Here is a 21,181-nt window from a genome sequence, read left to right on the forward strand (position 1 = left end):
GGGCTGAGTGGCCTCAGTCCGCGGCGGCGGCTTCCAGATAGGACGCCGCGCCCAGGCCGGCGGCGCGCCCGCTGGCAAAGCACGCGGTCAGCAGGTAGCCGCCGGTGGGTGCTTCCCAGTCCAGCATCTCGCCGGCGCAGAACACGCCCGGCACGGTGCGCAGCATCAGTTGCGCATCCAGCGCCTCGAACTCGATTCCGCCAGCGCTGCTGATCACTTCGTCGATCGGGCGCGCACGCAGCAGGCGCAAGGGCAGCGCCTTGAGCGCCGCCGCCAGTCGCGCGGGAGCGGCAAATTCTTCCTTGGACAGGCATTCGCGCAGCAGCCCGGCTTTCACGCCGGTGATGCCCAGCCTGCTTTGCAGATGGCTCGATAGCGAGCGCGCGCCGCGCGGGCGCTGCACCGCGTCGGCTACCCGCGCGGCACTCAGGCCCGGCGCCAGGTCGAGGTGGATCATGGCTTCGCCCGTGGCTGCCAGCAGGTCGCGCATCGGCGCGCTCAGCGCATAGACCAGGCTGCCCTCGATGCCGTGCCCGGTGACGACGAATTCACCCTGGCGATAGTGCGCGACGCCGTCGCGGTCGTGCAGCGCGATGGCCACGGCTTTCACCGGCTGGCCGGCAAAGCGCGTGTGGAAGTGTTCGCTCCAGGCCACGTCGAAACCGCAGTTGGCCGGGCGCAGCGGCGCGACTCCGACGCCGCGCGCGGCCAGCAACGGCACCCAGGCACCGTCCGAGCCCAGCCGCGCCCAGCTTGCGCCACCCAGTGCCAGCACCACCGCGCCGGCCTGCACCAGGCGCTCGCCCTCCGGCGTGGCGAAGCGCAGCGTGCCGGGTGATGCGCCCGCAGCGGCCTCCCAGCCCAGCCAGCGATGCCGCATATGGAACTGCACGCCGGCTTCGCGCAGGCGGTGCAGCCACGCGCGCAGCATCGGCGCGGCTTTCATGTCGGTGGGAAAGACCCGGCCCGAACTGCCGACGAAGGTCTCGATGCCCAGGCCATGCACCCAGTCGCGCAGCGCTTGCGGATCGAAGCCCGCCAGCAACGGCGCGATCTGCGCGCTGCGGCTGCCGTAGCGCGCCAGGAAAGGCTGGGGGGCTTCCGAGTGCGTCAGGTTCATGCCGCCGCGCCCAGCCATCAGGAACTTCCGTCCGACCGATGGCATGGCGTCGTACAGGTCCACGCGGTGCCCGCGCCCCGCCAGCACCTCGGCCGCCATCAGGCCCGCGGGTCCGCCGCCGATTACGGCGACGCTGGCGGTTGGGAGGGAGGCGATGGGTGCGGGCATGGGTTGAATCCGGGGGAAAGCGGCCAGTCGCGGAATGCGGTGCAAGGCAGGGTGCGGCGGATCGGATTATATAGGGCGGGGCAACTGCTAATATCGCCGCTTTCCTGCGCGCTGCCGCGCTCCTGCGTTTCCCATGCCCACGCCGTCCTTCTTGTCACCGCCTCTGCCCGCCGCGCGGGCCTTCATGCTGGTCTTGCTGGGCCTTGTGGCCGGCGTGCACCCGGCGCTTGCGCAGGAGACCGCGCAAGGGCTGCAGGATAAGGCGATGAAGGGCGATTTCCTGGCCCAGCGCAACCTGTCCTACTGCCTGCAGTCCGGCTGCCTCGGGCTGGAGCGCGACCGCGTCAAGGCCTGCATGTGGCGCAAGGTCATCGTGCTGTCCGGCGATCGCCATGTCACCGACCTTGATACCGTCAACCTGGAGTACGTCTGCGGCAAGCTGAGCGCAGCCGAGCGCGACGGGGCCATGCGCCAGGCCGAGGCACTGGCGCGGCAGATCCATGGGCCGCACCGCTAGGCGGCAGCTGCGGGCGCTAGAATAGCCGTTTAGCGCAGTCCGCCATCGCCATGTCTTCCGCTTCGCCATCCGCCCAGTCCGTCATGCACGCCACCCAGCAATGGCTGGAGCGCGCGGTGATCGGCCTCAACCTGTGTCCCTTCGCCAAGGCAGTGCACGTGAAGCGGCAGATCCGCTACGCGGTGTGCGAGGCCACCGGCACGGAGGGCGTGCTGGCCGATCTCGAAGCCGAGATGCGCACGCTCGCCGACGCCGATCCCGCCGAGATCGACACCACCTTGCTGATCGTGCCGCACGCGCTGGCGGATTTCCTCGATTACAACGATTTCCTCTACTTCGCCGAGCGTTTGCTCAAGAGCATGCGCCTGGCGGGCATGCTGCAGATCGCCAGCTTCCATCCGGACTATGTGTTCGCAGGCAGCGAGCCGGACGATATCGAGAACTATACCAACCGGGCGCCTTACCCGATCCTGCACCTGTTGCGCGAGGACAGCATTGCGCGCGCCGTGGAGGCATATCCCGATGCGGCGGAAATCTACGAACGCAACGAGGCGACCATGCGCCGGATTGGCCACGACGGTTGGCGCAAGCTGATGGCCGAGGGCGGCGAACAATAAAAAAACGCGCCGTCGAAGCGGCGCGTTGATCCGCCACGGCAGCGCCGAGGCCATGGCGCAAGGCAGCGTCAGCCGGCAGCGGCCGGCTCCTGCGTGTAAAAGCGCTCCTCCATCTCTTCCAGCCCCAGCGTGCGCAGCACTTCATGCAGCCGCTCGGCCGGACGGCGGCGCGGCAGGTCCTTGTACTGCGCAATGATCAGTTCGTTCTTCATCGAGTGCTCCCAGCCCACCAGTTCGGTCACGCTGACCTGGTAGCCGTGCGCCTCCAGTTGCAGGCAGCGCAGCACATTGGTGACCTGGCTGCCGAATTCGCGCGTGTGCAGCGGATGGCGCCAGATCTCGGTGAGCGGATTGCCCGCCAGCAGCTTGCCCTTGTTCCTGCGCAGCACGCCGGCCACTTCGGCCTGGCAGCAGGGCACCACCACGATGTACCTGGCGCGCTTTTCCAGCGCGAAGCGGATCGCGTCGTCCGTGGCCGTGTTGCAGGCGTGCAGGGCGGTGACGATATCGATGGTGGACGGCAGCTGCGGCGAGGTGATCGAATCCGCCACCGACAGGTTCAGGAACGACATGCCCTTGAAGCCCAGCCGGCTGGCGAGTTCTTGCGAACTGCTTACCAGTTCCTCACGCGTCTCGATGCCGTAGATGTGCGACTGGTCGAGTTGTTCCTTGAAGAACAGGTCATACAGGATAAAGCCCAGGTAGGACTTGCCGGCGCCGTGGTCGACCAGCGTCACGTCGGGGTGATCCTGCTTGAGATCCTGCAGCAGCGGCTCGATGAACTGGAACAGGTGGTAGACCTGCTTGAGCTTGCGGCGGCTGTCCTGGTTCATCTTGCCTTCGCGCGTCAGGATATGTAGCGCCTTGAGCAGCTCGATCGACTGGCCGGGACGGATTTCGTGGGGACTGGGCGCCGGTGCGGCGGGCGTCTTGGACGCCGGGGACTTCTGGGCCATCTGGGATGTTTCGAACCTGGGAAAATCGGTGAGACGCGGTGCGGCGTGCGCCAAAGCCGGACGACGCTGCGCCGGTACAGCGGCAGTTTACCGAAAGTCGCGCCCGGCTGGGGTGAGTGGCGTAATCGGCGTATTTCCGGCGTGGCGGGCAATGCCACGCCAACTGCACGCCATTGGCACGTTACAGCAGGCTGTAATCCACCGGAACGAGAGGCGGCGGCAGCACCGTTTCGCCCAGCGCTTCCTTCATGCCGATCTCGATGGTGCGGCACAGCGCGTCCAGCGCCAGATTGTTGGGGCTGGTGCCGAACGGCTCTTCCAGTTCGTCGCCCAGTGCATCGAGGCCGAAGAAAGTGTAGGCCACGATGGCCACCACGATGGGCGTGACGAAGCCGATGGTATCGACCAGCCCGAACGGCAGCAGGAAACAGTACAGATACGCCGTGCGATGCAGCAGCAGCGTGTACGAGAAAGGGATGGGCGTGGTGCGGATGCGATCGCAGGCCACCGCGTCGGCCGCCATGCCCGACAAGGTGCCGTCGATGCCGGCGGCCAGGCAAGGATCCAGGCGGCCCTGCCGCACGCACAGGCCCAGATCCTCGCCCATGCGCATCATCAGCGCGGCCGGCGCGTTGGTGCTGCGTCGCAGTTCCGCCAGCTCGGGGGGGCGCAGCCAGGAGGGTGCCAGTCCGGCGTCCGCGCTGGTGCCGCGCAGGCGGTTGCGCAGCGCGTACGCATAAGCGATGGCACGGGAAATCATGCGGACCCGTACATCTTCCAGCCCGGCCGGGGCTGGGCCAGCCTGATCCGGCGTGGCGTCGGCGATCAGGCCGAGGCATTGCCGGGCCAGGTTCTGGCTGCGTACCACTAGGTCGCCCCACAGTTTGCGCCCTTCCCAGAAGCGGTCGTAGGCGGCGGTATTGCGAAAGCCCAGGAAGATGGCCAGCGGCAAGCCGATCAGGGTGAAAGGAATGGCAGTGAGCGTGACCTTGTGCTGGAAGAACGCACCGTGGCTGAGCGTGACGCCAACGGCCACCAGGAAGTTCACCAGCAGCACGCGCCAGATGCGGGGCAGGATCGAGCCTCGCAAGGCCAGGAACAGTCTCAGTCCCGATGGGCGGTCTCGCACAATCATCTCTGATCCTTTTGCATTGCCGCACGGTGTTTCGTCGATGGGCAGAAGTGTACATTTTTCGGCCGCTGGCAGTGGGCCGGGGGCTGGTTCGTCAGCGCTGGCGCCATGCTCCGGCTCAAGTTTTCCGCAAAACGGCCGATGGTATTGTGTTCGCCGAAAAGGGCATGGATCCTTCGGCGCGCAAAGGACAACCCGGCCCAAGGACCTGCCCGGCAGGCTCCAGCACAAGATGGCCGCGCCAATCCAGGCGCGCCGCGCGGACACGATCCATCAGGGGAAAAGCAGAATGGAAAAACGGGGACAAGACACAGTAGCCACAGGCGTGCAGGTCAGCCTGGACGAAAGCACGCGCCAGCTGCGCGCGGCATTCGCCGTCACGCCGGGCTGGCTGCCGCCGGATCGCACGGTCCTGCAAGAGGCACTCGCCGGCGGCGGCTGGGCCGAGGCCAGGCTGGACAGCGCCGCGATCGACACCTTTCTCGCGCAATGCCAGCGGGCTACCGAAGGCACGCCGATCGAGGCCTGGATCGGCGAACTGACGGACGGCTACTTCGAACTCAGCGTCAGCAGCGACAATCTGAGCGTGCGGCTGAACCTGCTGCCGCCGCAAGGCGGCCGCGCGGTCACGCGGGACGATATCCGCACCGCGCTGGCGGAGCGCGGCATCGCCGCGGAGCCCGACCGGGAAGCCCTGCGGGGCGCGCTCGAGGCGGGCCTTTGCGACGGGCTGGAGATTGCCGCGGGACGCGCCCCGCAGCCCGGCACGCCGGCACGCTTCGAAAGCCTGCTGGCGCCGCGCAAACCGCTGGTGGCCGAGGACGAGAGCGGCCGCATCGACCTGCGCGACTTGGGTAGCCTGTTGCTGGTCAATCCCGGCACGCCGCTGATGCGGCGTATCCCGGCCCGCCAGGGCACCGACGGCGTCGATGTCTTCGGCAAGGTCATGGCGGCCGTGCCAGCCGCGGATCCGCCCTTCGCGGACGGCCTGACCGGTGTAGCCCCCGATCCGTCGGATCCGGAAGTGCTGCTGGCGGCAATCTCAGGCTCGCCGGCCCTGTCGGCGCAGGGCGCCAGCGTGAGCCCGGTGGTCGATGTCGAGGCGGTGGACATGCACTCCGGCAACGTCGACCTCGACGGCACGCTGCGCGTCAACGGCGATATCAAGACCGGCATGACCGTGCGCGTGACCGGCGACGTGATCGTCACCGGCACCATCGAGGCCGCCCATGTCGAGGCGGGCGGCAATGTGGTGGTGAAGGGCGGCATCATCGGCAAGGCCGAGGGCACGTACCAGGGCAGCGAAAGCGCCACCGCGGAGGCGCGGGTGCGTTGCAAGGGCTCGCTGCATGCCCGTTTTATCGAGAGTGCGGTGGTGGAGGCCGGCACCGAGGTCAAGGTGGAAAGCGGCATCCACCAAAGTGATGTCGCGGCCGGGCACAGCATCGTCGCGGGCAGCCCCAAGGGCGGCCAGGGCAATATCACCGGCGGGCGCTGCCGGGCCCAGCTTGCCGTGCGTACCGCCGTCCTTGGCGCCGCCGCCGGCGCCGTCACCATCGTGCAGGTCGGCACCAATCCCTATGCCGAGGCGGAGAAGGCCGAGGCCGAGGCCCGGCGCCAACAACTGGAAACCGAGCAGGGCAAGGTGCAGCAACTGGTCAGCTTCTTCGCCAAGCATCCCGAGAAGGCTGTTGGCGACCTGCGCGAGAAGGCGCGCGCCACGCTGTTCAAGCTCACCCGTGACTCGATCGAGCTCAATGCCAGGCTGGCCAAGCTGGCTGAAAAGCTGCGGCCGTCTCCCGAGGCCGTTATCGAGGTGAGCCGGCGCATCCATGGCGGAGTCAGCCTGCATATCGGGCAGAAGTCGATGAAGATCATGGAGGACAAGCCGGGCGGCCAGATCCGGCTGGTGGAGGATCGCATCGCTCTGGTTTGAATTTCGTGGTGCCCGATGGCGCGCTCAGGTCGCCGTGCGGGGCGGCAAACCAAAAGCTGCCGGCTAGCCACCGGCAGCTTTTTTTGTTCGCCATTCGGGTGCTTGACGACCGGCGCCAGGAAACGCGCCAGTCTCGCCCTTCAATTTGCAGAAATTTCTCGTTGTACTTTCGGAAATTGCCGGAAGTCCAGCGCACGGCGACTCGCTACAGTAGTCATGTACCGCTCTCTATCCGGGGGGTATTTCGCAGGAAGGCCTAATCCGTCGGCCCTCCTTCGGTAGCGCTGCATGCTTTCGTGTGCGGCGCTTTTTTTTTGGGGTGCGCCCGGCAGGGCGCACTCACTTGAGGGTGCAGGTCCCTTACACACCCGGCACGGGGAAGTGTTAGCCAGAGGCTACGTGCGCAGCAATACGGCGGGGCAGCAGTTGTTGGATCCCTCCTCGTCATACGCGTTCGGGGGAGAGGCTCCTTCGCCAATTATTGCCTCGAACTGTAGACGGCGTTGGCAATCAGCACAAACAAGAGAAAACAAATGCCACTGACAATGATATAGCTCGTTTGCGAGAGCGAAAACATCGCAAACACCATGTTCAGCGAAAACGCCGCCACAAAGAACACAATTGACAACACACGCAGATTGACACCCGCGCGGCCATTCTCAAATGTGACGCCAATCGCCGTGCCGAGCGTGGCGGCAAGAAAGATAAAGCCGCCAATGGCAGTAGTTCCCTTCATGGCATTTGCGTCGATACTGGTGATACCGTACGTCAGCAGAGCGCCAATGACAGTAGCAATCAGTAGATTGACGGGGTGAACTCTCACGACTTCTCCTCCGAGCGAAAAGGCGGGGGCGCCAGCGCAACCAACCGTAGTACATCGGCTACATTCTCGACGGCCTCCCATTTGGGGAGGCCTGGCCGCCAAACGTAAGAGTCCTTCCGAATCCTTCCTTCCGTAATCAGCCGCGCCATCTCCTGATCACTGAACGGCCCCGCCTGCTTGCCGTCGAGGATCACGTAGTAAACATTTGCGTGCATTCCTGGTGGAGCGCTTTGCGGTCCGGGAATATATGTGTTACGCAGCGCATGGTTCATTGCGCCTACCATCTGCTGCGCCACGGCCAGCCCCAGGCCAAACTCGACCAGTTTGTTGATCGAATAGAAATTTTCATCGTTCATGACAGGTCGCCTCGTTCATTGCGCGGGTTGTGGCGGGGGCGGCGGCGGTGGCGGCGGTGGAAATGCCGCGGCAAACACTGGCGCCAGATCGGTCATGTTGGCAGCGTGATCCCAGTTCACCATCCCGGGCTTCCAGACGTATGTATCGCGCGTCAATTGCCCGGCCTGCATCATGCCCTGTAGTTGCTGAAGATTGAACGGACCGGTGCTTTGACCATGCACACTGACGTTATACTGGACCTGCGGCAGCGGGGGTGGCGACATCGCGGGCTGCTGAATATTCTGTCCCGCGATGTTCATCATATTGGCCATCTGGCCGCCCATCGCGCCGCCTACGGCCAATCCAGTCATCATCCCAACCGGGTTGAATCCGCCAGCGCCACCACCACCACTCGGATTCATCGAACTCATGCTGCCGAGGTTGTCCGCGGCGGTCCGTAGCACACTGGTCTGCTGGTTGATCTGGTGCGCGGCAAGGTGCTGCGACTCGGTCTGCAGTCGTTGGAATCGCGCGGTTTCCTCGCGCTGGATACGCAGCGTCTCGCTCATGTTTTCTTCATTGAGCGCCTGCGTAGCTTCCAGGTTCCGGATATTGATCGCGTTCTGCTTTTGGCGCATCGCGATCTCCAGATCGGCCGTAACGCTGCGCAGTTGGCGATACTCCTCGGTGTCCTTGTCAACCTCGATCGTATCCAGGTCCAGGCGCAGCAGGTTCACGCCAAAGTCTTCGCGAAAGGCCTTGTCGATACGCGGCGTGATCAGGTCATTGATCTCGAGCAGTTTTCTCTCGATTTGAAGGACCGGGATGCCGTTGTCGGCCGGAGCATTGGCGATGATGCCCTTGACGTACTTGACTACCGCGTCGCGCACCAGTACGCGAAATTTTTCGATGTCAAAGTTGATCAGCCGGTGCAGCTTGATGAACGCCCGGTAGTCGGTGATGTTGAAGATCAGCGAGCCGCGCGTTCCCACGCGTACCGGAAAGTCCTGGAAACGAGTGTCGAAGACATCAAAATAGGGCACACCGAAAGGCAGCCTGATATTGCCGGAGAGGTTAATAAAATATACCTCGGCCTGAAAGGGAGACTGCCCCGCGTACGCCAGGCCGATGATCTTTGAGATCACAGGAAAGTTTGCCGTCTTAATGGTGTCGTCGAACGGCCCTTCAATAAAATCCTGGAACACTCCATCCGGCTGCTTATATACGAAGACAGCCACCTCGCCATCCTTCACGCGCAGGCTGCTGCCCCAGCGGATGGAGTTCTCCTTGTGTGTGCTCCCGGCCTCGCCGCTCGGGCGCCACTTCCAAATCAGATAGGCTTCTTCATCGCAGCGAATGACATCCAGTACGCCGCCTTCACTCTTCCGGCCAAATAGCCCCATTATTCTACCCTCCCCGCGCTTACCATTGCTTCTCGGTGGCCGCCGTGCGCGCCGTCGTAGCCGCCTGGACCGCCTTGGCGCGTTCCTTCTCGGCCTGAATACGCGCGAGTTCTGCTTCCTTGCGTACCTCTGCTTGTTTTTCAGCTAGCAAGCGATCCTGTTCGGCGGCCTTCTCGGCACTCTGCCGCTCGGCTTGAGCCTTTTTCTCGGCAGTGTCGGCATCTGCACTCCGCTGAATCATGGCGGTCATCTGCTCGCGTTTTTCATCCCATTGGTGCCGGGCCTTTTGACTGTCGTCGGTCTTGCAGGATTCTTCGTAGTTCCACTGCAACTGGGCCGTCGACGCTAGCGCCTCAGCATACTTTTTGCCCTTATGTTCGTCCTGCACCGATGCGAGGATCTTTTCCAGACGCTCCTTCTCCACGTCCGCACCTTGCACATACCGGTCCTCGCATTTGCGCAGCTTGGACTGCGCCATCTGGGAACTGACAATACCGATCAGTCCCAGCACGACAATGCCGCCCAGCAAGGTCACAAATAATGGATTGCGCTTGGCGCGGATCTGCAGCTTGCTCGTCAGCGAGGTGTTCAGGCTTTGCTCGATGCGCTCGAACTCTGCCAGAGTACTTGCCTCATGCTTGTAGGCGTGTTTTGCTCGGTTGAGCACCTCGGTAAACTTTGCGCGCCAGTCCTCCACATTGGGGTCTGGCTTGACGCTGTCCGCGATCTTGGGCTGGATGAAGTAGATGAGTTGCTGAAGATCCTCCCGCGAATTCGGGATCGGGAAGTCCCGAATCAGACGGGCACGTTTTTCGAGGATGACCTGCTGCCGGTTCTTGCCTTTTAGCCCTTTCTCATCGGCGTCTTGCTCGATGTCGTCGAACCGGCTCACCAGCGCGGTAATGGAACGGTTGGCTTCGACATCGGTAAATTCGTGCCCACACGACTCACAGGAACTCACAAAGGCGGCCAGCGCGGCGCCGCAGCTCGGACACTTGTTGATGGTTCCCTTCTTTTTTACTGCTGGGGCTTCTGTGACGTGATCCATGGAAAAAGACATGCTCGTTGGGACGGAAATTGAAACGCTAGAGATACGGCACTAGCCGGTGTGCCCGGTGACGACAAGACGGTCATGTCATCACCGGGCAGCCGAAAGCGAATTACTTGCCCAAGTCGCCTGCGACATTCTTGGCCTCGGACGTATCCACGCCGTTGGCTGCAAGGTACTTGACCAGGTTGGACGTGCTCGAAGCTCCACCCACCACCACGGCCGGCACTTGCTTGGCGGCATACAGCACGGTGCCGGCTTCCAGGCCCAGCGATGCAGGGTTCTTGGCCAGATCCTGCAGCGAGCTCACCGTCTTCTTGCTGGAAACGAGGCCCTTGACATACTCAACCATCGACTTTCCGGCCAGCGACTTCTGGTTGGCATCCAGCTTCTCGTTGGCCGCGACCTTCGCTTCAATCGCCTTGCTGGCGGACTCGTGAATCGTCACGAGCGTCTCGAAATCGTCCTTCTTCGCCGCCGCATCGCCGGCCTTCAGGTTCTTCAGCAGCTCCTGTTGCCCGGCCAACTCGTTATAGCCGCCCAGGGCACCTGCCAAGCCGGCTTCCGCCAGGGCAAATGCGTAGAGCGAATTGCGGGTGTTCTTCATAACTTCAGCGGCATTGGCGGAAGACGCACCGCCGCTACTGCCGCCGCCTAGCGACGGCATCTTGGGCAGTTCAAAGGCGTGTGCGGAGGCACCACCCAGTGCCAGGGCAATCGCGAAAGCGGAAACGGTAAGCTTGAGAGATTTCATTGGAGTTCTTTCTTCTTGAGGTTATCGAATGCCCTTGGCATTCAGCTGATCGACCAGGGTCTTTGCTAGATCACGGGCCGCCGCGCTCAGGGCGTTACGGCCTGCAACACTCTGGTTGGGGCCGAGGCCCGCATATTGTTTCGGCCCGACGGAGCCGATTTTCCTGGGCAGCCGCTGGCGGATATCCCAAAGCTGCGAGCGCACGGAGACAAAAACCTTCTGGTTTCCGGTCACCGGGTCAACGGTGGCGATCTCCGTATCGATGGTGCCGTAGGCGAAATAGCGGACATCGCAATTGCGTGCAGCACTGATCACGCTCGCACGCGTCTGCGGCGAGAGTTCGTCAGCATTGACGAACTCGCTCTGAAAAGTCTTGACCGGTACAGCGCTGCAGTTGGAGACGATGTCCTCATAGCCGACGTACTCGATTCCCGACGACGACAGCACTTCGCCCATAGCGGAATCCAGGTCTTGCGAGCTGGACACACCATACGCAACTTCGTCTTCTTTCTTGAGTGCGTTGCCGCCAACCGAAGCGGTTTGCGTGGACGACACCGCGCCGTCCGCGGCGGTGGTTGTCGCCGACTCATGCTGTCGCACGGCCGTCCTGCGCGTATCAAACTGCCGGATCGACGTCGCCTTGCGCGCCATGAACAAGAAGGAGAACAGTGAGTCCTGGCTACGCGCCGCTTGCTGGCCATTGCCGACCGTGACACCGGACACAAACTGGCTGACCGCCTGGTCATTGAACGCTACGCGCGCCGCAACCTTCACGGTCTTGGTGGAGCTGTCCTTGACGGCATCAATGACCACGAAGTCGATAATAAACTTGTCCAGATTGTCGAGCGCCTCTTTCTCATGCTGGCCAAGGGCCTGCTGGCGCGCCTGATTCAGCGTGGCGACGTAGTTCTTCCAGGCACTAAGCTTTGCCACGGCAACGGCTTTGGCGGTCTCCTCATCGGTCGGCTTGGACGAGGAAAAGAAGCCGCCTTCGTACTGATACGTCCCCACACCCTTCACTTCCACGCGCTGAGCCAGCGCCGATGCAGCGGCGGCCATCAAAATCGTGCCAGCGAGAAGCTTTTTTACAAACGTTGTCATAGAAGCTTTTGAAAGAGTTGGTTTGCGTTCTGGAATGCGGGCTTGGCATCCATGGCGCGCGAGGCGTTTTCTTTGAGCCATCCGTCGTCAACGGCGGCCATCTGCTTGCTTACCATGAAGATCAGAGATTGCAGCGTTTTGAAGTACTGATCCCAGTCCGTCAGTTGGACCTCGGCTTGACGGGGGCGCGTAATGATCGTGGTGTCGAACACGCCTTCATCGAGGAACACCTGGCCAAGATCCGGCTGCGTCAGACTCACGGTACCTTTGACGCGATAGATGTCCTGGAAGTACGCCGGCTTTTCCAGCTTCTTTGACACAAGGTCGCGAATCACGAAGGACAGCGCGAAATCGGGCTCTGGTAGCGTCAGCTGCAGGTCGCTGCCGTTTGAGAAGCGGTAAGCCATCTTGTTGCCAATGGCCTCACCCACCGAGTTGGGCACGATGGGAATGCCCGCTTGCTCGGCTACTGCGGCTTCCAGGAAATTGGCGACCTGATTTTGGATCGAGGTCACATTCTTGCCCGCATCGACGATGACGCGCTGGGCCTCTGGAGTCGCTGTGACACCCGTCACGCGCAGATACTTACGCGCACCTTCTCGCAGCTTGATCTTTTCAAGACGATTCAGCCATTGATCAAAGATGTTCTCGCTGGGATTATTCGTGGCGTACACATCACGCACCATCGCCTTGATCTCTACCTCACTGGGTAACGATTCACGAACATGCGTGACGCGAATGCGTAGGGGATATGACGCCACGAGCGAACTCGATGCGCGATTAAAGGCCAGCACGTTGGCCTGCAAAGTGACAATGATCCAAAATTTTCCGTCTATCTTTTGCGTTTCCACGCCCTCTTGTACCAGAGCAAACGCCACCGACGTGAGGTCTAGCTTTCCATCGGAGAGATCAGTCTTCATCTTGGCAGCCAACGCCGGGTGTGCCAAGAGTCTGTCCCAAAGTAGCTTGTCAAGGAACCTTCCATCCCTTTCCTGGGAGATTTGTGCTGTGTACGGATAAAGCCGGTTCCGATTTTGGAAATCACCGGAGAAGGCAAATCCAGAATAGACCAACGGCGCATCGCTCGCGGATGCCCACGTGTTATCAATGGGTACCGCAACTGTCGCGACTGTCGCGACGAGTAACGACAGCACAAGGGTTCTTGCCCTGTTGATCCCAACTCGAATATTTTTGGCTAGCAAAGTCTTTCTTTCCTGATTCGTTTGAAGCGAGGGTGTAATGAGTTGCTGTCGATGATCGAGTGGATAGTCCGTGGGGCGCGACATTGGCTATTGGCGCATCGAAGTGCAGAGCGCTTTATCGGTTATTTAGCACTGTTCACGCACCCCCATCAAGGAGGGTAGTACTACCTCTATCTGGCGCGTATAGGGCGTCGGCGCACAGGGAGGGCCCGGAGCCTGATCGACGAAGTCGGCTCAGCGGAAATGCCAGGAAACCTCTTTGACTGCCCACCCTACGTGGTCAGCGAGCAGTCATAGTAGGCTTGGGATTTTGCGTCTCGCAAATGGGCGGATGTAGCGGGCAAGCATCGGATCCGAGCGATGGCTATTGACAGAGGGGAGAGCGCATCGGAAAGAGTGCGAGACCATCGTCTAGTATTCCTGCGGCAGCAGCGTCGTCACGCGCCGGTCGGCTTCGGTGATGATCCATATTCGTTCTTCGGCAACATCGTAGGCGGAGAGAATGCGCAGGCCGTTGTCGACGGCAAACCGGTTCGCTTGCGCGTCCTCGGCCGGCATCAAGCCCAGTCGCCGCGACCTCCACGCGGGTATTCAGGCGACCGCGGAAGTTCAGCGGTGACGAGATGCCGGGAATCGGCGCCCGCGGAGCACCTGCACCTAACACCATCACCGAGCCGTAGGTCAAACGCGAAGGCGTAATAAACCGGAGGTGTTGAAGCAAAAGACCCGTCCGATTCCCACTGCGTGGGCGTTTTGCATAAAGCGGTCGCTAGCTCGTCGCTACCCCTGTCGGAGTGCCTTCTTTGCCACTATTGCCTGGAGTTGGCAAGGCGCCGTCAATCCCGAAGGGGAGGGCGGCGGTTGGCATACCTGTCTACGGCGTTGGCGCAATCGGCTCGGGGCTACTCGACTTGTGGTACCTATTGGCGGCGACCTAAAATGCAAGGTAGGTCGTCATTCTGTCAGGAGGTGACCATGCTTGCCGCATTCATCCTCGCGGCCGTGATTGTTGCCCTGTACATTTTCGCCGTCAGGGCTGAGTTCTTTCACAGGTCGCCGCTCTACCCTGAACACGCGCATCCGCTTCACTATTGGTGGGACCGGGTGGTCCACCACAAGAAGTAGGCAGGAAGCGCGCTACCCAGCGAGCTTTCTCTTGCTTATCTGGGTCCATGGTGGCTCCCGCCAGCTTCCGCGAGCAGGCATACTGCACGCTTCCGTATTTTTGAGTCGGGTTTGAGGCAGGACAATAGCGGAGTGCCCCCAGTGTTGAGGTTGCCGTTCCCCGTGGATATGATGGCGACTGAGGCGGCGCCGCTCTCGTCACGACGGAAGGCGCCATGACCGTATCCCCGATGGAATCAACCGCGACCACAATGAAAGCCCTCGGTATCGCTTCCCTTTTCCTCGCTACAGCCGCGCTGTCCGCTCAGGCAGTTGAAGCAGCGCCCGAAAGCCAATGGCAGCGCGTTCAGCTGTCGCTATTTGAACTTGTCGGACGCGGTTTCGGTATTGCCGCGGTTACGAACGACTCGTCTCCAAATGGGATATCCACCGAAACGTTCTTCCTTCAAAGGGGCGAAAGCGCGTACAAATGCATCGAGGTTCATACCTATGATCCCAAGACGAAAAAGTCTGCAGCGCTTTTTGATTGCTTTGAGCTGGTTACGCCCTACGCAATTTCACGAGCCAAGTGAGGCAGGTATGGGGGACGGTGCCCGCCCGGCGCGCGTCAAGCTAGTTGTCACCTCATTCATGCGGCCAAACGCTGATTTTCAGTGCCTGGGTTGACGCCGCTGGACACCACACCTGTCACGCAAGGTGCGGCTGGCGGTGGATGCGCTGGCCGAAGCCTTGCCCGCGCGCATGGATTGACTTGCCGCTTGTGCTGCGCCGTCTCTGTGTACCTAATGACTTTGAGTATCCCGAGATGCCGCCGAGCCGATCGACCATACCAAAGGATGATTGGTATATCAGACGCTTTGCGAAGATACTCCAGCAAAACCAGTTCATCCAACATCCCACATCGTGCAGTGGAGACAGGAACCATGACACACGGCACCGCACAGATTGGATCGACGCCCTATCGCACGAACATCGTCGTATCCGGCCACGCAATCACGGCCGATGAACCCCACGCTCTCGGCGGGAAAGGAGCTGGACCGGCCCCTTACGATTTATTGCTTGCAAGCCTGGGAGCGTGCACCGCCATCACGCTCAAAATGTATGCCGAACGCAAAGGTTGGGCCCTTGAGTCGCTCGATGTCTCCCTTCGGCTAGTCGGGACGGACGAGCGGCGCATTGAGCGGACGCTTGTGATCAAGGGCCTGGAGGACAGCCAGAAAGCACGTCTGGCGGAAATTGCCGAGCGCACGCCCGTAACGAAAACGTTGAGATCCGGGTTGCCGATCGAAACTCGCCTCGCGTGAGGCTGATCTGGTTCACACGAAGCTGACGCCTCTTGGCAATGAATCACCGGACGCCGTTCTCGAGAGGAGAGCGCTCATATGATCCAGCAGCACGCAGACGGTGTCGGAGAGCGCAGGCACCAGATATTCCCCGTCCTGACACCGATCCAGGTTGACGCGGCGCGCCGGTTCGCAAGCGGTCCGCCGCGGTATTTTGCGGCGGGTGAGATTGTCTTCGCCACGGGGGAAAGGAATGTGCCCGTCTGGCTCGTGCTGGATGGCTCGATCGACGTTCTGCGCCGGGATGGCCTTGACGAGAAAACGCCAATCACCACCCATCGCGCAGGGCAGTTCACGGGAGAAGTCAGCCAGATTGACGGCCGTGCGTCGCTCGCCTCGGCGCGAGCCGGTCGAGACGGCGCTACCCTGCTTCCGTTCGATCCGCCGTATTTGCGAGCTCTGATGATCGGATCGGCGGAGGTCGGTGAGATCGTCATGCGCGCGCTGATCTTGCGCCGTGTCAGACTGATCGAACACGGCGGCTCGGGCACGATCCTCATTGGTGCGCCAGACGATGCGCATCTTCTGCGCCTCCAAGGCTTCCTGACCCGCAGCGGCTATCCCAACCACGTCACGGATCCCAAAGTCGATGATGGGGGCCGCAGCTTTATTGAGCGGATGGCGCTTCTCCCCAGCGACCTGCCGCTGGTGGTCTGCCCTAGCGGCAGCGTGCTGAAGCGGCCCGATGAGCGGGAGCTGGCGGCCTGTCTCGGCATCATCCCCAAGATCGAGCAGCAGAAGACCTACGACGTCGCCATCGTCGGCGCGGGACCGGCCGGGTTGGCCGCAGCGGTCTATGGCGCTTCGGAAGGCCTCTCGGTGGTCGTTCTGGACGAGCGTGCCATGGGCGGCCAGGCCGGCGCGTCGGCGCGAATCGAAAATTATCTTGGCTTTCCTACCGGCATCTCAGGACAGGCGCTCGCTGGCCGCGCATTCAACCAAGCCCTCAAATTCGGTGCTGAGGTGGCCATCCCTGTGAGCGTGGGGCGGCTCGATCGCAACGAGGATCGGCTGACACTCAAGCTTTCCGACGACTCGACAGTGGCAGCGCGTACTGTCGTGATTGCCTCAGGCGCCGCCTACCGACAACCCGACATTGCCGGCCTCGCGCATTTCGAGGGCTCCGGAGTTTCCTATTGGGCGTCCCCAATCGAAGCCCGCTTGTGTGCTGGCAAGGAAATCGCTCTTGTCGGCGGCGGTAACTCGGCGGGCCAAGCGATCGTGTTTCTCGCGCCACACGTGAAGCGACTTCACGTGTTCGTCAGGCGAGACCTGTCGGCGACGATGTCCCGCTACCTCATCGACCGCATCTCGGCACTGTCCAACGTGGAGATTCATGTCGGTACGGATCTGACCGGACTCGCCCCCAGTGGCGACAGGCTTGCCAGCGCCACTGTTCGTGATCGCGCCAGCGGCACCTCGACACACTATGAGATCTGCCACCTGTTCCTGTTCATCGGCGCGACGCCAAATACCCGCTGGCTCAACGACTCGATTGCGACGGATGACAAGGGCTTCATTCTCACTGGCGCATCGGACTCATCGCTCGAGACCAGCATGCCTGGCGTCTATGCAATCGGCGACGTCCGCGCTGGCTCGACCAAGCGCGTTGCCGCTGCAGTCGGCGATGGCGCCGCTGCCATCTCCCAAATCCACAGTTACCTCAGCAGACTGGCAAAGGAGGAGGTATGAAGACCTGTGACCATACGGATACGATCCGTGATGTCGTGCCAAGCGCTCTGGGTTGCGAAGAGTGCCTCAAGGTGGGCAGCCCGTGGGTGCATCTTCGGCTGTGCCGAAGCTGCGGTCACGTTGGCTGCTGTGATAACTCTCCCCTCAAGCATGCCCGCGCGCATTTCGAGAAGACCGGGCATCCAATCATTGAGGGATATGACCCCCCCGAGGGATGGGGGTGGTGCTACATCGATCGGCAAGTGATCGTGCTCCCGGACCCGACGCCGCAGCGCGGACCCATCCCACGGTTCGTTTGACGGAGCGCTAATCGGGCTTGTATGAACCGTAGGGTCTAGCAGGCGCAGTCGTATCCCGCACCGTACTCCGGAGTGTCCGTTTGGCGAATTTATATATTCAAAATATTTGAATAATATGTCCGCGAATCGATCACTTTGAGCAAAACTATCGCCGCTATAGTTACGTCCATGGCATCGTAATGACAAATTGACGCCGCCAAACATCATCAACCCAATTGAATCACTTCGAATAGAGAGAACCCCATGTCCAACGCCAAGCTCGAAGTCCTGACCCCGCACAACAGCCAGATTATCTTCATCGACCATCAGCCCCAGATGGCCTTCGGCGTGCAGTCGATGGACCGCCAGACCATGAAGAACAACGTGGTCGGCCTGGCCAAGGCGGCCAAGATCTTCGACATCCCGACCACCATCACCACGGTCGAATCTGACTCGTTCTCGGGCTATACCTACCCCGAACTGCTCGACGTGTTCCCGGGCAAGCAGACGCTCGAGCGCACGTCGATGAACTCTTGGGACGACCAGAAGGTGCGCGACGCGCTGGCCGCCAATGGCCGCAAGAAGGTAATCGTCGCCGGCCTGTGGACCGAGGTCTGCAACACCACGTTCGCGCTGTGCGCGATGCTCGAAGGCAACTACGAGATCTACATGGTGGCCGACGCCTCGGGCGGCACCACCAAGGAAGCACACGACTACGCGATGCAGCGCATGGTGCAGGCCGGCGTGGTGCCGGTGACCTGGCAGCAGGTGCTGCTTGAATGGCAGCGCGACTGGAAGAACCGCGACACGTACGACGCGGTAATGAAGGTGGCCAAGGAACACTCGGGTGCTTACGGCATGGGCGTGGACTACGCCTACACGATGGTCCACAAGACCGAGCAGCGCACCGCCACGAAGCACGAGTCGCTGGCGCCGGTCCATGCACAGGTGATCGAGCGCTAATACTGCATTCGCGGGCTGGACGTTCCAAGGGACGTCCAGTCATTTCAGAGACCGGGCCAACTGCCCACTTCAATCCCGACTGACGATGAAGAGCGTAAGGAAGATTGCCAGCAAGTGGGAGTTCGCCGCATTCGCGTTTGCGAGCGGATTCTTGAAGCATGCCCATACGTCATCTTCTCTCGGCATCCTCGCTGGCACGCTAGCGGTGGGCGGATTGATCGCAGACCGCGGCATGAAACATGATCGCGGTCTCAAATGAACAAGAGAACTCCCATGTCCAAACTACCGTTGCTCGACCCCGCCGATTGTGCCTTGATCCTCGTTGATGAACAGGCAGGCCTTGCGTTCGCTGCGGGTTCTCAAGACCCCCAGATTCTGCGCAGTAATGGCCTTGCGGTCGCGAAGACGGCGGTCGCCTTTGACTTGCCGGTTGTGGTCTCCACTTCAGCCTCGAAGGTGTACAGCGGCCCATTGATGCCGGCTTTTAGAGACGTGCTGCAAAACGTCACGCCGATTGAACGCCGCAACATGAACCTTTGGGAAGACGATGCAGTGCGCGGCGCGATTACGGCTACCGGAAAGCGTACGCTGGTCATTGCGGGCATGCTGACAGAAGCCTGCGTGAGCTTCCCGGTTCTTTCAGCGCTGGCCGAAGGATATCAAGTATACGTCGTGGCCGATGCTTGCGGTGGGCTGACACCAACAAGCCATGATCTTGCGTTGCGACGGATGGCTTCCGCTGGCGCAGTCATGACTTCCTGGCTCCAACTCCTTCTCGAATTCCAAAGAGATTGGACCCGTCATGACACCTATGAGCAGGCTCGCTCGATCGTGGTCGAGCATGGTGGCGGGTATGGCACGGGCCTCGCATATGCGCGTGACATGATTAAACCGACATGAACGTCCTCAATGCAGGCGCTTGACGCTCTGTGAGCAGCCAGGTTATTGATCGGTTTTTCGCGAAACGGCGACCGTCTCCGACCGACCCTAGCGGTCGTTGCACCAGGCCCTTGAGGTGACCTACCCAGCCACCTGGCAGTCGACGATCGATATTGGCTGCTCGCCGGCGGGCGCACTATAGTTGGCGCAGCCAAGTAGCCAGCCGCTGGCATTTGGAGGATGTATACGACATGACAGCCATCTTCGATTCGCAGCCCCAGGACAACTCAGCCATCAGCTTGTGGGCGCAATGCAGCACGGCAGTGCTGCTCACCATCGTTGCGGGGGCCATCGACACCATAGGCTTCATTGCTTTGCTCGGCTTTTTCACCGCCCATGTGACCGGTAACCTGGTGCTGGCCGGCGCGGCCTTCGTGAAGGGAGGGGCGGGCCTGTGGATCAGACTTGGGGCCATTCCGCTATTCATCGCCACGGTCATGTTTGCCAAGATGTGGATAGACCGCTGCAGCCAGTCCCACAAGACCCTGGGCTGGCTGTTCGTGGCGGAGGCCGTGTTCCTGTCGGGCTTCATGCTGGTGGGCCTGTACTTCGATTCGTTCCGCGACCCCGATGCAGGCGCACTAGCGCTGACCGGCGGCCTGGGCCTAATGGCCTTGGCAATCCGCAATACGTCGAGCAAGACGTTGATCAAGCACATCAGCCCCAGCACCATGATGACTGGCAATACCACTCAGTTCGGCATCGATTTGTACAATTTCATATGCACGCTCAGCCGCGAGCATGGGGTGGCCTTGCTGAAAAGCGGGAGCATCGTAGCTGGTTTCGTCCTGGGCGCGTTTCTTGGGGCAGTGCTTTACATGCGTGTTGGATTCTGGAGTGTGCTGCCCTTCACGCTGGTAATTTTATATCTGGCCAGTCTTTCCTTTCGTAAACAATTCATCTGAGGGAGGCCATGACCATAAACAAAAGYCGGCTGGAATCTTTCAGTGATGGTGTCATTTCCGTGAGCCTGACGCTGATGCTCTATCAGATTCAGCTTCCTGCCGAATTTAACTGGAGCGGAGTGCGAGCGGAGGCCCATCATTTCTTCGGATATGTGCTCAGCTTTATTTATGTCGGTATTTACTGGAATAATCACCATCACTTGTTCCAAATGGTGAGTGGCATTAATGGGAGGGTTATGTGGGCCAATCTCAATCTATTGTTTTGGTTGACGATGATTCCCATAACCACCACTTGGACTGGAAAATCCGAATTCTCGGAAGTTCCAACTGCTTTGTATGCCTTTGTGCTGTTCATGTGTGCCATATCCTATTGGGTATTGCAGCGTGTCATCATGGTATTGGAGGGAAAGGGATCCTCGCTCGCGGGTGCGATTGGCAAAGATCTGAAGGGGAGGTTATCTCTTGTTGTGTACGCACTGGCGATCGTGGTAAGTTTTTACAGCAGTATTGCAGCCACATTTATTTTAGTTGCGATGGCCATATTTTGGTTTTTTCCCGATTCGCGAATCGAAAAATATCTCTTGAGGCGAGATGGCAAGAAGCCATAAGCTAGCGTTTTGTAGTCGCGCGATGCGCACGGTGAAGGCCGGCATCGCTGGAACCCGGAACTGCTGACGCTGGCCGAGCGCTACGGCTTCACGCCCAAGGTATACCGCCCCTATCGGGCCAAGACCAAGGACTATGCTTCACAATGCACCTCATGGGTCGGGTGGGATGATACTTACGCGGTGACTGCATGTTTACCGCGGGATTTGCATTGATG

At 60.9% G+C, this 21,181-nt stretch carries 23 protein-coding genes and 1 pseudogene; 13 read left to right on the forward strand and 11 right to left on the reverse strand.

What is annotated here, in order from left to right; genetic code table 11:
• Positions 1–13: 13 nt before the first annotated feature.
• Entirely contained in the window at positions 14–1,288 is a 1,275-nt protein-coding gene (locus AC1DQ3_RS02395; RefSeq protein WP_477118576.1) for a TIGR03862 family flavoprotein, read from the reverse strand.
• 151 nt (positions 1,289–1,439) lie between these two features.
• Between AC1DQ3_RS02395 and AC1DQ3_RS02400 the strand changes: the two genes are divergently transcribed.
• Entirely contained in the window at positions 1,440–1,805 is a 366-nt protein-coding gene (locus AC1DQ3_RS02400) for a hypothetical protein (protein ID WP_477118577.1), read from the forward strand.
• A 50-nt stretch (positions 1,806–1,855) separates the two neighbouring features.
• Entirely contained in the window at positions 1,856–2,422 is a 567-nt protein-coding gene (locus AC1DQ3_RS02405; protein ID WP_477118578.1) for a DUF1415 domain-containing protein, read from the forward strand.
• Positions 2,423–2,490: 68 nt separating this feature from the next.
• Here AC1DQ3_RS02405 and AC1DQ3_RS02410 read toward each other — a convergent pair whose 3' ends face one another.
• Together AC1DQ3_RS02410 and AC1DQ3_RS02415 are read right to left on the reverse strand one after the other, a co-directional pair.
• Positions 2,491–3,378 carry a class I SAM-dependent methyltransferase gene (locus tag AC1DQ3_RS02410; RefSeq protein ID WP_477118579.1) on the reverse strand — a complete coding sequence of 296 codons (888 nt, stop codon included), beginning with the start codon at positions 3,376–3,378 and terminating at the stop codon, positions 2,491–2,493.
• A 181-nt stretch (positions 3,379–3,559) separates the two neighbouring features.
• Positions 3,560–4,513, reverse strand: coding sequence for a bestrophin family protein (locus AC1DQ3_RS02415; RefSeq protein ID WP_477118580.1), 954 nt, complete (start codon positions 4,511–4,513; stop codon positions 3,560–3,562).
• A gap of 286 nt (positions 4,514–4,799) precedes the next feature.
• Here AC1DQ3_RS02415 and AC1DQ3_RS02420 point away from each other — a divergent pair, with 286 nt between their 5' ends.
• Positions 4,800–6,446, forward strand: a complete 1,647-nt coding sequence (locus AC1DQ3_RS02420) for a DUF342 domain-containing protein (protein ID WP_477118581.1) — start codon at positions 4,800–4,802, stop codon at positions 6,444–6,446.
• 478 nt (positions 6,447–6,924) lie between these two features.
• Here AC1DQ3_RS02420 and AC1DQ3_RS02425 read toward each other — a convergent pair whose 3' ends face one another.
• From AC1DQ3_RS02425 to AC1DQ3_RS02460, 8 genes are all read right to left on the reverse strand, one after another.
• A complete protein-coding gene (locus AC1DQ3_RS02425) occupies positions 6,925–7,269 on the reverse strand; it encodes a hypothetical protein (RefSeq protein WP_477118582.1) in 345 nt (114 codons plus the stop codon).
• Positions 7,266–7,625 carry a DUF4339 domain-containing protein gene (locus tag AC1DQ3_RS02430; protein ID WP_477118583.1) on the reverse strand — a complete coding sequence of 120 codons (360 nt, stop codon included), beginning with the start codon at positions 7,623–7,625 and terminating at the stop codon, positions 7,266–7,268. The genes AC1DQ3_RS02425 and AC1DQ3_RS02430 overlap by 4 nt, the downstream gene beginning before the upstream one ends.
• A gap of 15 nt (positions 7,626–7,640) precedes the next feature.
• Positions 7,641–9,008, reverse strand: coding sequence for an SPFH domain-containing protein (locus tag AC1DQ3_RS02435; protein WP_477118584.1), 1,368 nt, complete (start codon positions 9,006–9,008; stop codon positions 7,641–7,643).
• A 19-nt stretch (positions 9,009–9,027) separates the two neighbouring features.
• On the reverse strand, positions 9,028–10,056 hold the full coding sequence (locus tag AC1DQ3_RS02440; RefSeq protein WP_477118585.1) for a hypothetical protein: 1,029 nt from the start codon (positions 10,054–10,056) through the stop codon (positions 9,028–9,030).
• 112 nt (positions 10,057–10,168) lie between these two features.
• Positions 10,169–10,810, reverse strand: coding sequence for a hypothetical protein (locus tag AC1DQ3_RS02445; RefSeq protein WP_477118586.1), 642 nt, complete (start codon positions 10,808–10,810; stop codon positions 10,169–10,171).
• A gap of 21 nt (positions 10,811–10,831) precedes the next feature.
• On the reverse strand, positions 10,832–11,911 hold the full coding sequence (locus AC1DQ3_RS02450) for a hypothetical protein (protein WP_477118587.1): 1,080 nt from the start codon (positions 11,909–11,911) through the stop codon (positions 10,832–10,834).
• Positions 11,908–13,113, reverse strand: coding sequence for a hypothetical protein (locus AC1DQ3_RS02455; protein ID WP_477118588.1), 1,206 nt, complete (start codon positions 13,111–13,113; stop codon positions 11,908–11,910). The genes AC1DQ3_RS02450 and AC1DQ3_RS02455 overlap by 4 nt, the downstream gene beginning before the upstream one ends.
• Positions 13,114–13,524: 411 nt before the next feature.
• Positions 13,525–13,671 (reverse strand): hypothetical protein, encoded by a 147-nt coding sequence (locus tag AC1DQ3_RS02460; RefSeq protein WP_477118589.1) that lies wholly within the window; start codon positions 13,669–13,671, stop codon positions 13,525–13,527.
• A 417-nt stretch (positions 13,672–14,088) separates the two neighbouring features.
• Between AC1DQ3_RS02460 and AC1DQ3_RS02465 the strand changes: the two genes are divergently transcribed.
• The 10 genes and pseudogenes from AC1DQ3_RS02465 to AC1DQ3_RS02510 all read left to right on the forward strand — a co-directional run.
• Entirely contained in the window at positions 14,089–14,238 is a 150-nt protein-coding gene (locus tag AC1DQ3_RS02465) for a hypothetical protein (RefSeq protein ID WP_477118590.1), read from the forward strand.
• A gap of 215 nt (positions 14,239–14,453) precedes the next feature.
• The gene (locus AC1DQ3_RS02470) at positions 14,454–14,810 is read left to right on the forward strand and encodes a hypothetical protein (protein ID WP_477118591.1); all 357 of its coding nucleotides are present in this window, start codon (positions 14,454–14,456) and stop codon (positions 14,808–14,810) included.
• A 351-nt stretch (positions 14,811–15,161) separates the two neighbouring features.
• Positions 15,162–15,542, forward strand: a complete 381-nt coding sequence (locus AC1DQ3_RS02475) for an OsmC family protein (RefSeq protein ID WP_477118592.1) — start codon at positions 15,162–15,164, stop codon at positions 15,540–15,542.
• Between the two features lie 78 nt (positions 15,543–15,620).
• On the forward strand, positions 15,621–17,273 hold the full coding sequence (locus tag AC1DQ3_RS02480) for an FAD-dependent oxidoreductase (RefSeq protein WP_477118593.1): 1,653 nt from the start codon (positions 15,621–15,623) through the stop codon (positions 17,271–17,273).
• Positions 17,270–17,572, forward strand: a complete 303-nt coding sequence (locus tag AC1DQ3_RS02485) for a UBP-type zinc finger domain-containing protein (RefSeq protein WP_477118594.1) — start codon at positions 17,270–17,272, stop codon at positions 17,570–17,572. The genes AC1DQ3_RS02480 and AC1DQ3_RS02485 overlap by 4 nt, the downstream gene beginning before the upstream one ends.
• Positions 17,573–17,815: 243 nt before the next feature.
• A complete protein-coding gene (locus AC1DQ3_RS02490) occupies positions 17,816–18,514 on the forward strand; it encodes a hydrolase (protein ID WP_477118595.1) in 699 nt (232 codons plus the stop codon).
• A gap of 273 nt (positions 18,515–18,787) precedes the next feature.
• Positions 18,788–19,414 carry a hydrolase gene (locus tag AC1DQ3_RS02495; protein WP_477118596.1) on the forward strand — a complete coding sequence of 209 codons (627 nt, stop codon included), beginning with the start codon at positions 18,788–18,790 and terminating at the stop codon, positions 19,412–19,414.
• 230 nt (positions 19,415–19,644) lie between these two features.
• On the forward strand, positions 19,645–20,358 hold the full coding sequence (locus tag AC1DQ3_RS02500) for a YoaK family protein (RefSeq protein ID WP_477118597.1): 714 nt from the start codon (positions 19,645–19,647) through the stop codon (positions 20,356–20,358).
• A gap of 8 nt (positions 20,359–20,366) precedes the next feature.
• Positions 20,367–20,966 carry a TMEM175 family protein gene (locus AC1DQ3_RS02505; RefSeq protein ID WP_477118598.1) on the forward strand — a complete coding sequence of 200 codons (600 nt, stop codon included), beginning with the start codon at positions 20,367–20,369 and terminating at the stop codon, positions 20,964–20,966.
• An 18-nt stretch (positions 20,967–20,984) separates the two neighbouring features.
• Positions 20,985–21,095: pseudogene (locus AC1DQ3_RS02510) on the forward strand (IS21 family transposase); the annotation flags it as partial.
• Between the last annotated feature and the right edge of the window lie 86 nt (positions 21,096–21,181).

The sequence above is a fragment of the Cupriavidus sp. 01T418 genome (genome assembly GCF_056398885.1).

What these genes read in the sequence shown, in the direction of transcription:
- AC1DQ3_RS02395 (WP_477118576.1), bottom strand. Translation starts at nt 1,288, where the DNA reads ATGCCCGCACCCATCGCCTCCCTCCCAACCGCCAGCGTCGCCGTAATC.
- AC1DQ3_RS02405 (WP_477118578.1), top strand. Translation starts at nt 1,856, where the DNA reads ATGTCTTCCGCTTCGCCATCCGCCCAGTCCGTCATGCACGCCACCCAG.
- AC1DQ3_RS02410 (WP_477118579.1), bottom strand. Translation starts at nt 3,378, where the DNA reads ATGGCCCAGAAGTCCCCGGCGTCCAAGACGCCCGCCGCACCGGCGCCC.
- AC1DQ3_RS02415 (WP_477118580.1), bottom strand. Translation starts at nt 4,513, where the DNA reads ATGATTGTGCGAGACCGCCCATCGGGACTGAGACTGTTCCTGGCCTTG.
- AC1DQ3_RS02420 (WP_477118581.1), top strand. Translation starts at nt 4,800, where the DNA reads ATGGAAAAACGGGGACAAGACACAGTAGCCACAGGCGTGCAGGTCAGC.
- AC1DQ3_RS02430 (WP_477118583.1), bottom strand. Translation starts at nt 7,625, where the DNA reads ATGAACGATGAAAATTTCTATTCGATCAACAAACTGGTCGAGTTTGGC.
- AC1DQ3_RS02435 (WP_477118584.1), bottom strand. Translation starts at nt 9,008, where the DNA reads ATGGGGCTATTTGGCCGGAAGAGTGAAGGCGGCGTACTGGATGTCATT.
- AC1DQ3_RS02440 (WP_477118585.1), bottom strand. Translation starts at nt 10,056, where the DNA reads ATGGATCACGTCACAGAAGCCCCAGCAGTAAAAAAGAAGGGAACCATC.
- AC1DQ3_RS02445 (WP_477118586.1), bottom strand. Translation starts at nt 10,810, where the DNA reads ATGAAATCTCTCAAGCTTACCGTTTCCGCTTTCGCGATTGCCCTGGCA.
- AC1DQ3_RS02450 (WP_477118587.1), bottom strand. Translation starts at nt 11,911, where the DNA reads ATGACAACGTTTGTAAAAAAGCTTCTCGCTGGCACGATTTTGATGGCC.
- AC1DQ3_RS02460 (WP_477118589.1), bottom strand. Translation starts at nt 13,671, where the DNA reads ATGCCGGCCGAGGACGCGCAAGCGAACCGGTTTGCCGTCGACAACGGC.
- AC1DQ3_RS02465 (WP_477118590.1), top strand. Translation starts at nt 14,089, where the DNA reads ATGCTTGCCGCATTCATCCTCGCGGCCGTGATTGTTGCCCTGTACATT.
- AC1DQ3_RS02470 (WP_477118591.1), top strand. Translation starts at nt 14,454, where the DNA reads ATGACCGTATCCCCGATGGAATCAACCGCGACCACAATGAAAGCCCTC.
- AC1DQ3_RS02475 (WP_477118592.1), top strand. Translation starts at nt 15,162, where the DNA reads ATGACACACGGCACCGCACAGATTGGATCGACGCCCTATCGCACGAAC.
- AC1DQ3_RS02480 (WP_477118593.1), top strand. Translation starts at nt 15,621, where the DNA reads ATGATCCAGCAGCACGCAGACGGTGTCGGAGAGCGCAGGCACCAGATA.
- AC1DQ3_RS02485 (WP_477118594.1), top strand. Translation starts at nt 17,270, where the DNA reads ATGAAGACCTGTGACCATACGGATACGATCCGTGATGTCGTGCCAAGC.
- AC1DQ3_RS02490 (WP_477118595.1), top strand. Translation starts at nt 17,816, where the DNA reads ATGTCCAACGCCAAGCTCGAAGTCCTGACCCCGCACAACAGCCAGATT.
- AC1DQ3_RS02495 (WP_477118596.1), top strand. Translation starts at nt 18,788, where the DNA reads ATGTCCAAACTACCGTTGCTCGACCCCGCCGATTGTGCCTTGATCCTC.
- AC1DQ3_RS02500 (WP_477118597.1), top strand. Translation starts at nt 19,645, where the DNA reads ATGACAGCCATCTTCGATTCGCAGCCCCAGGACAACTCAGCCATCAGC.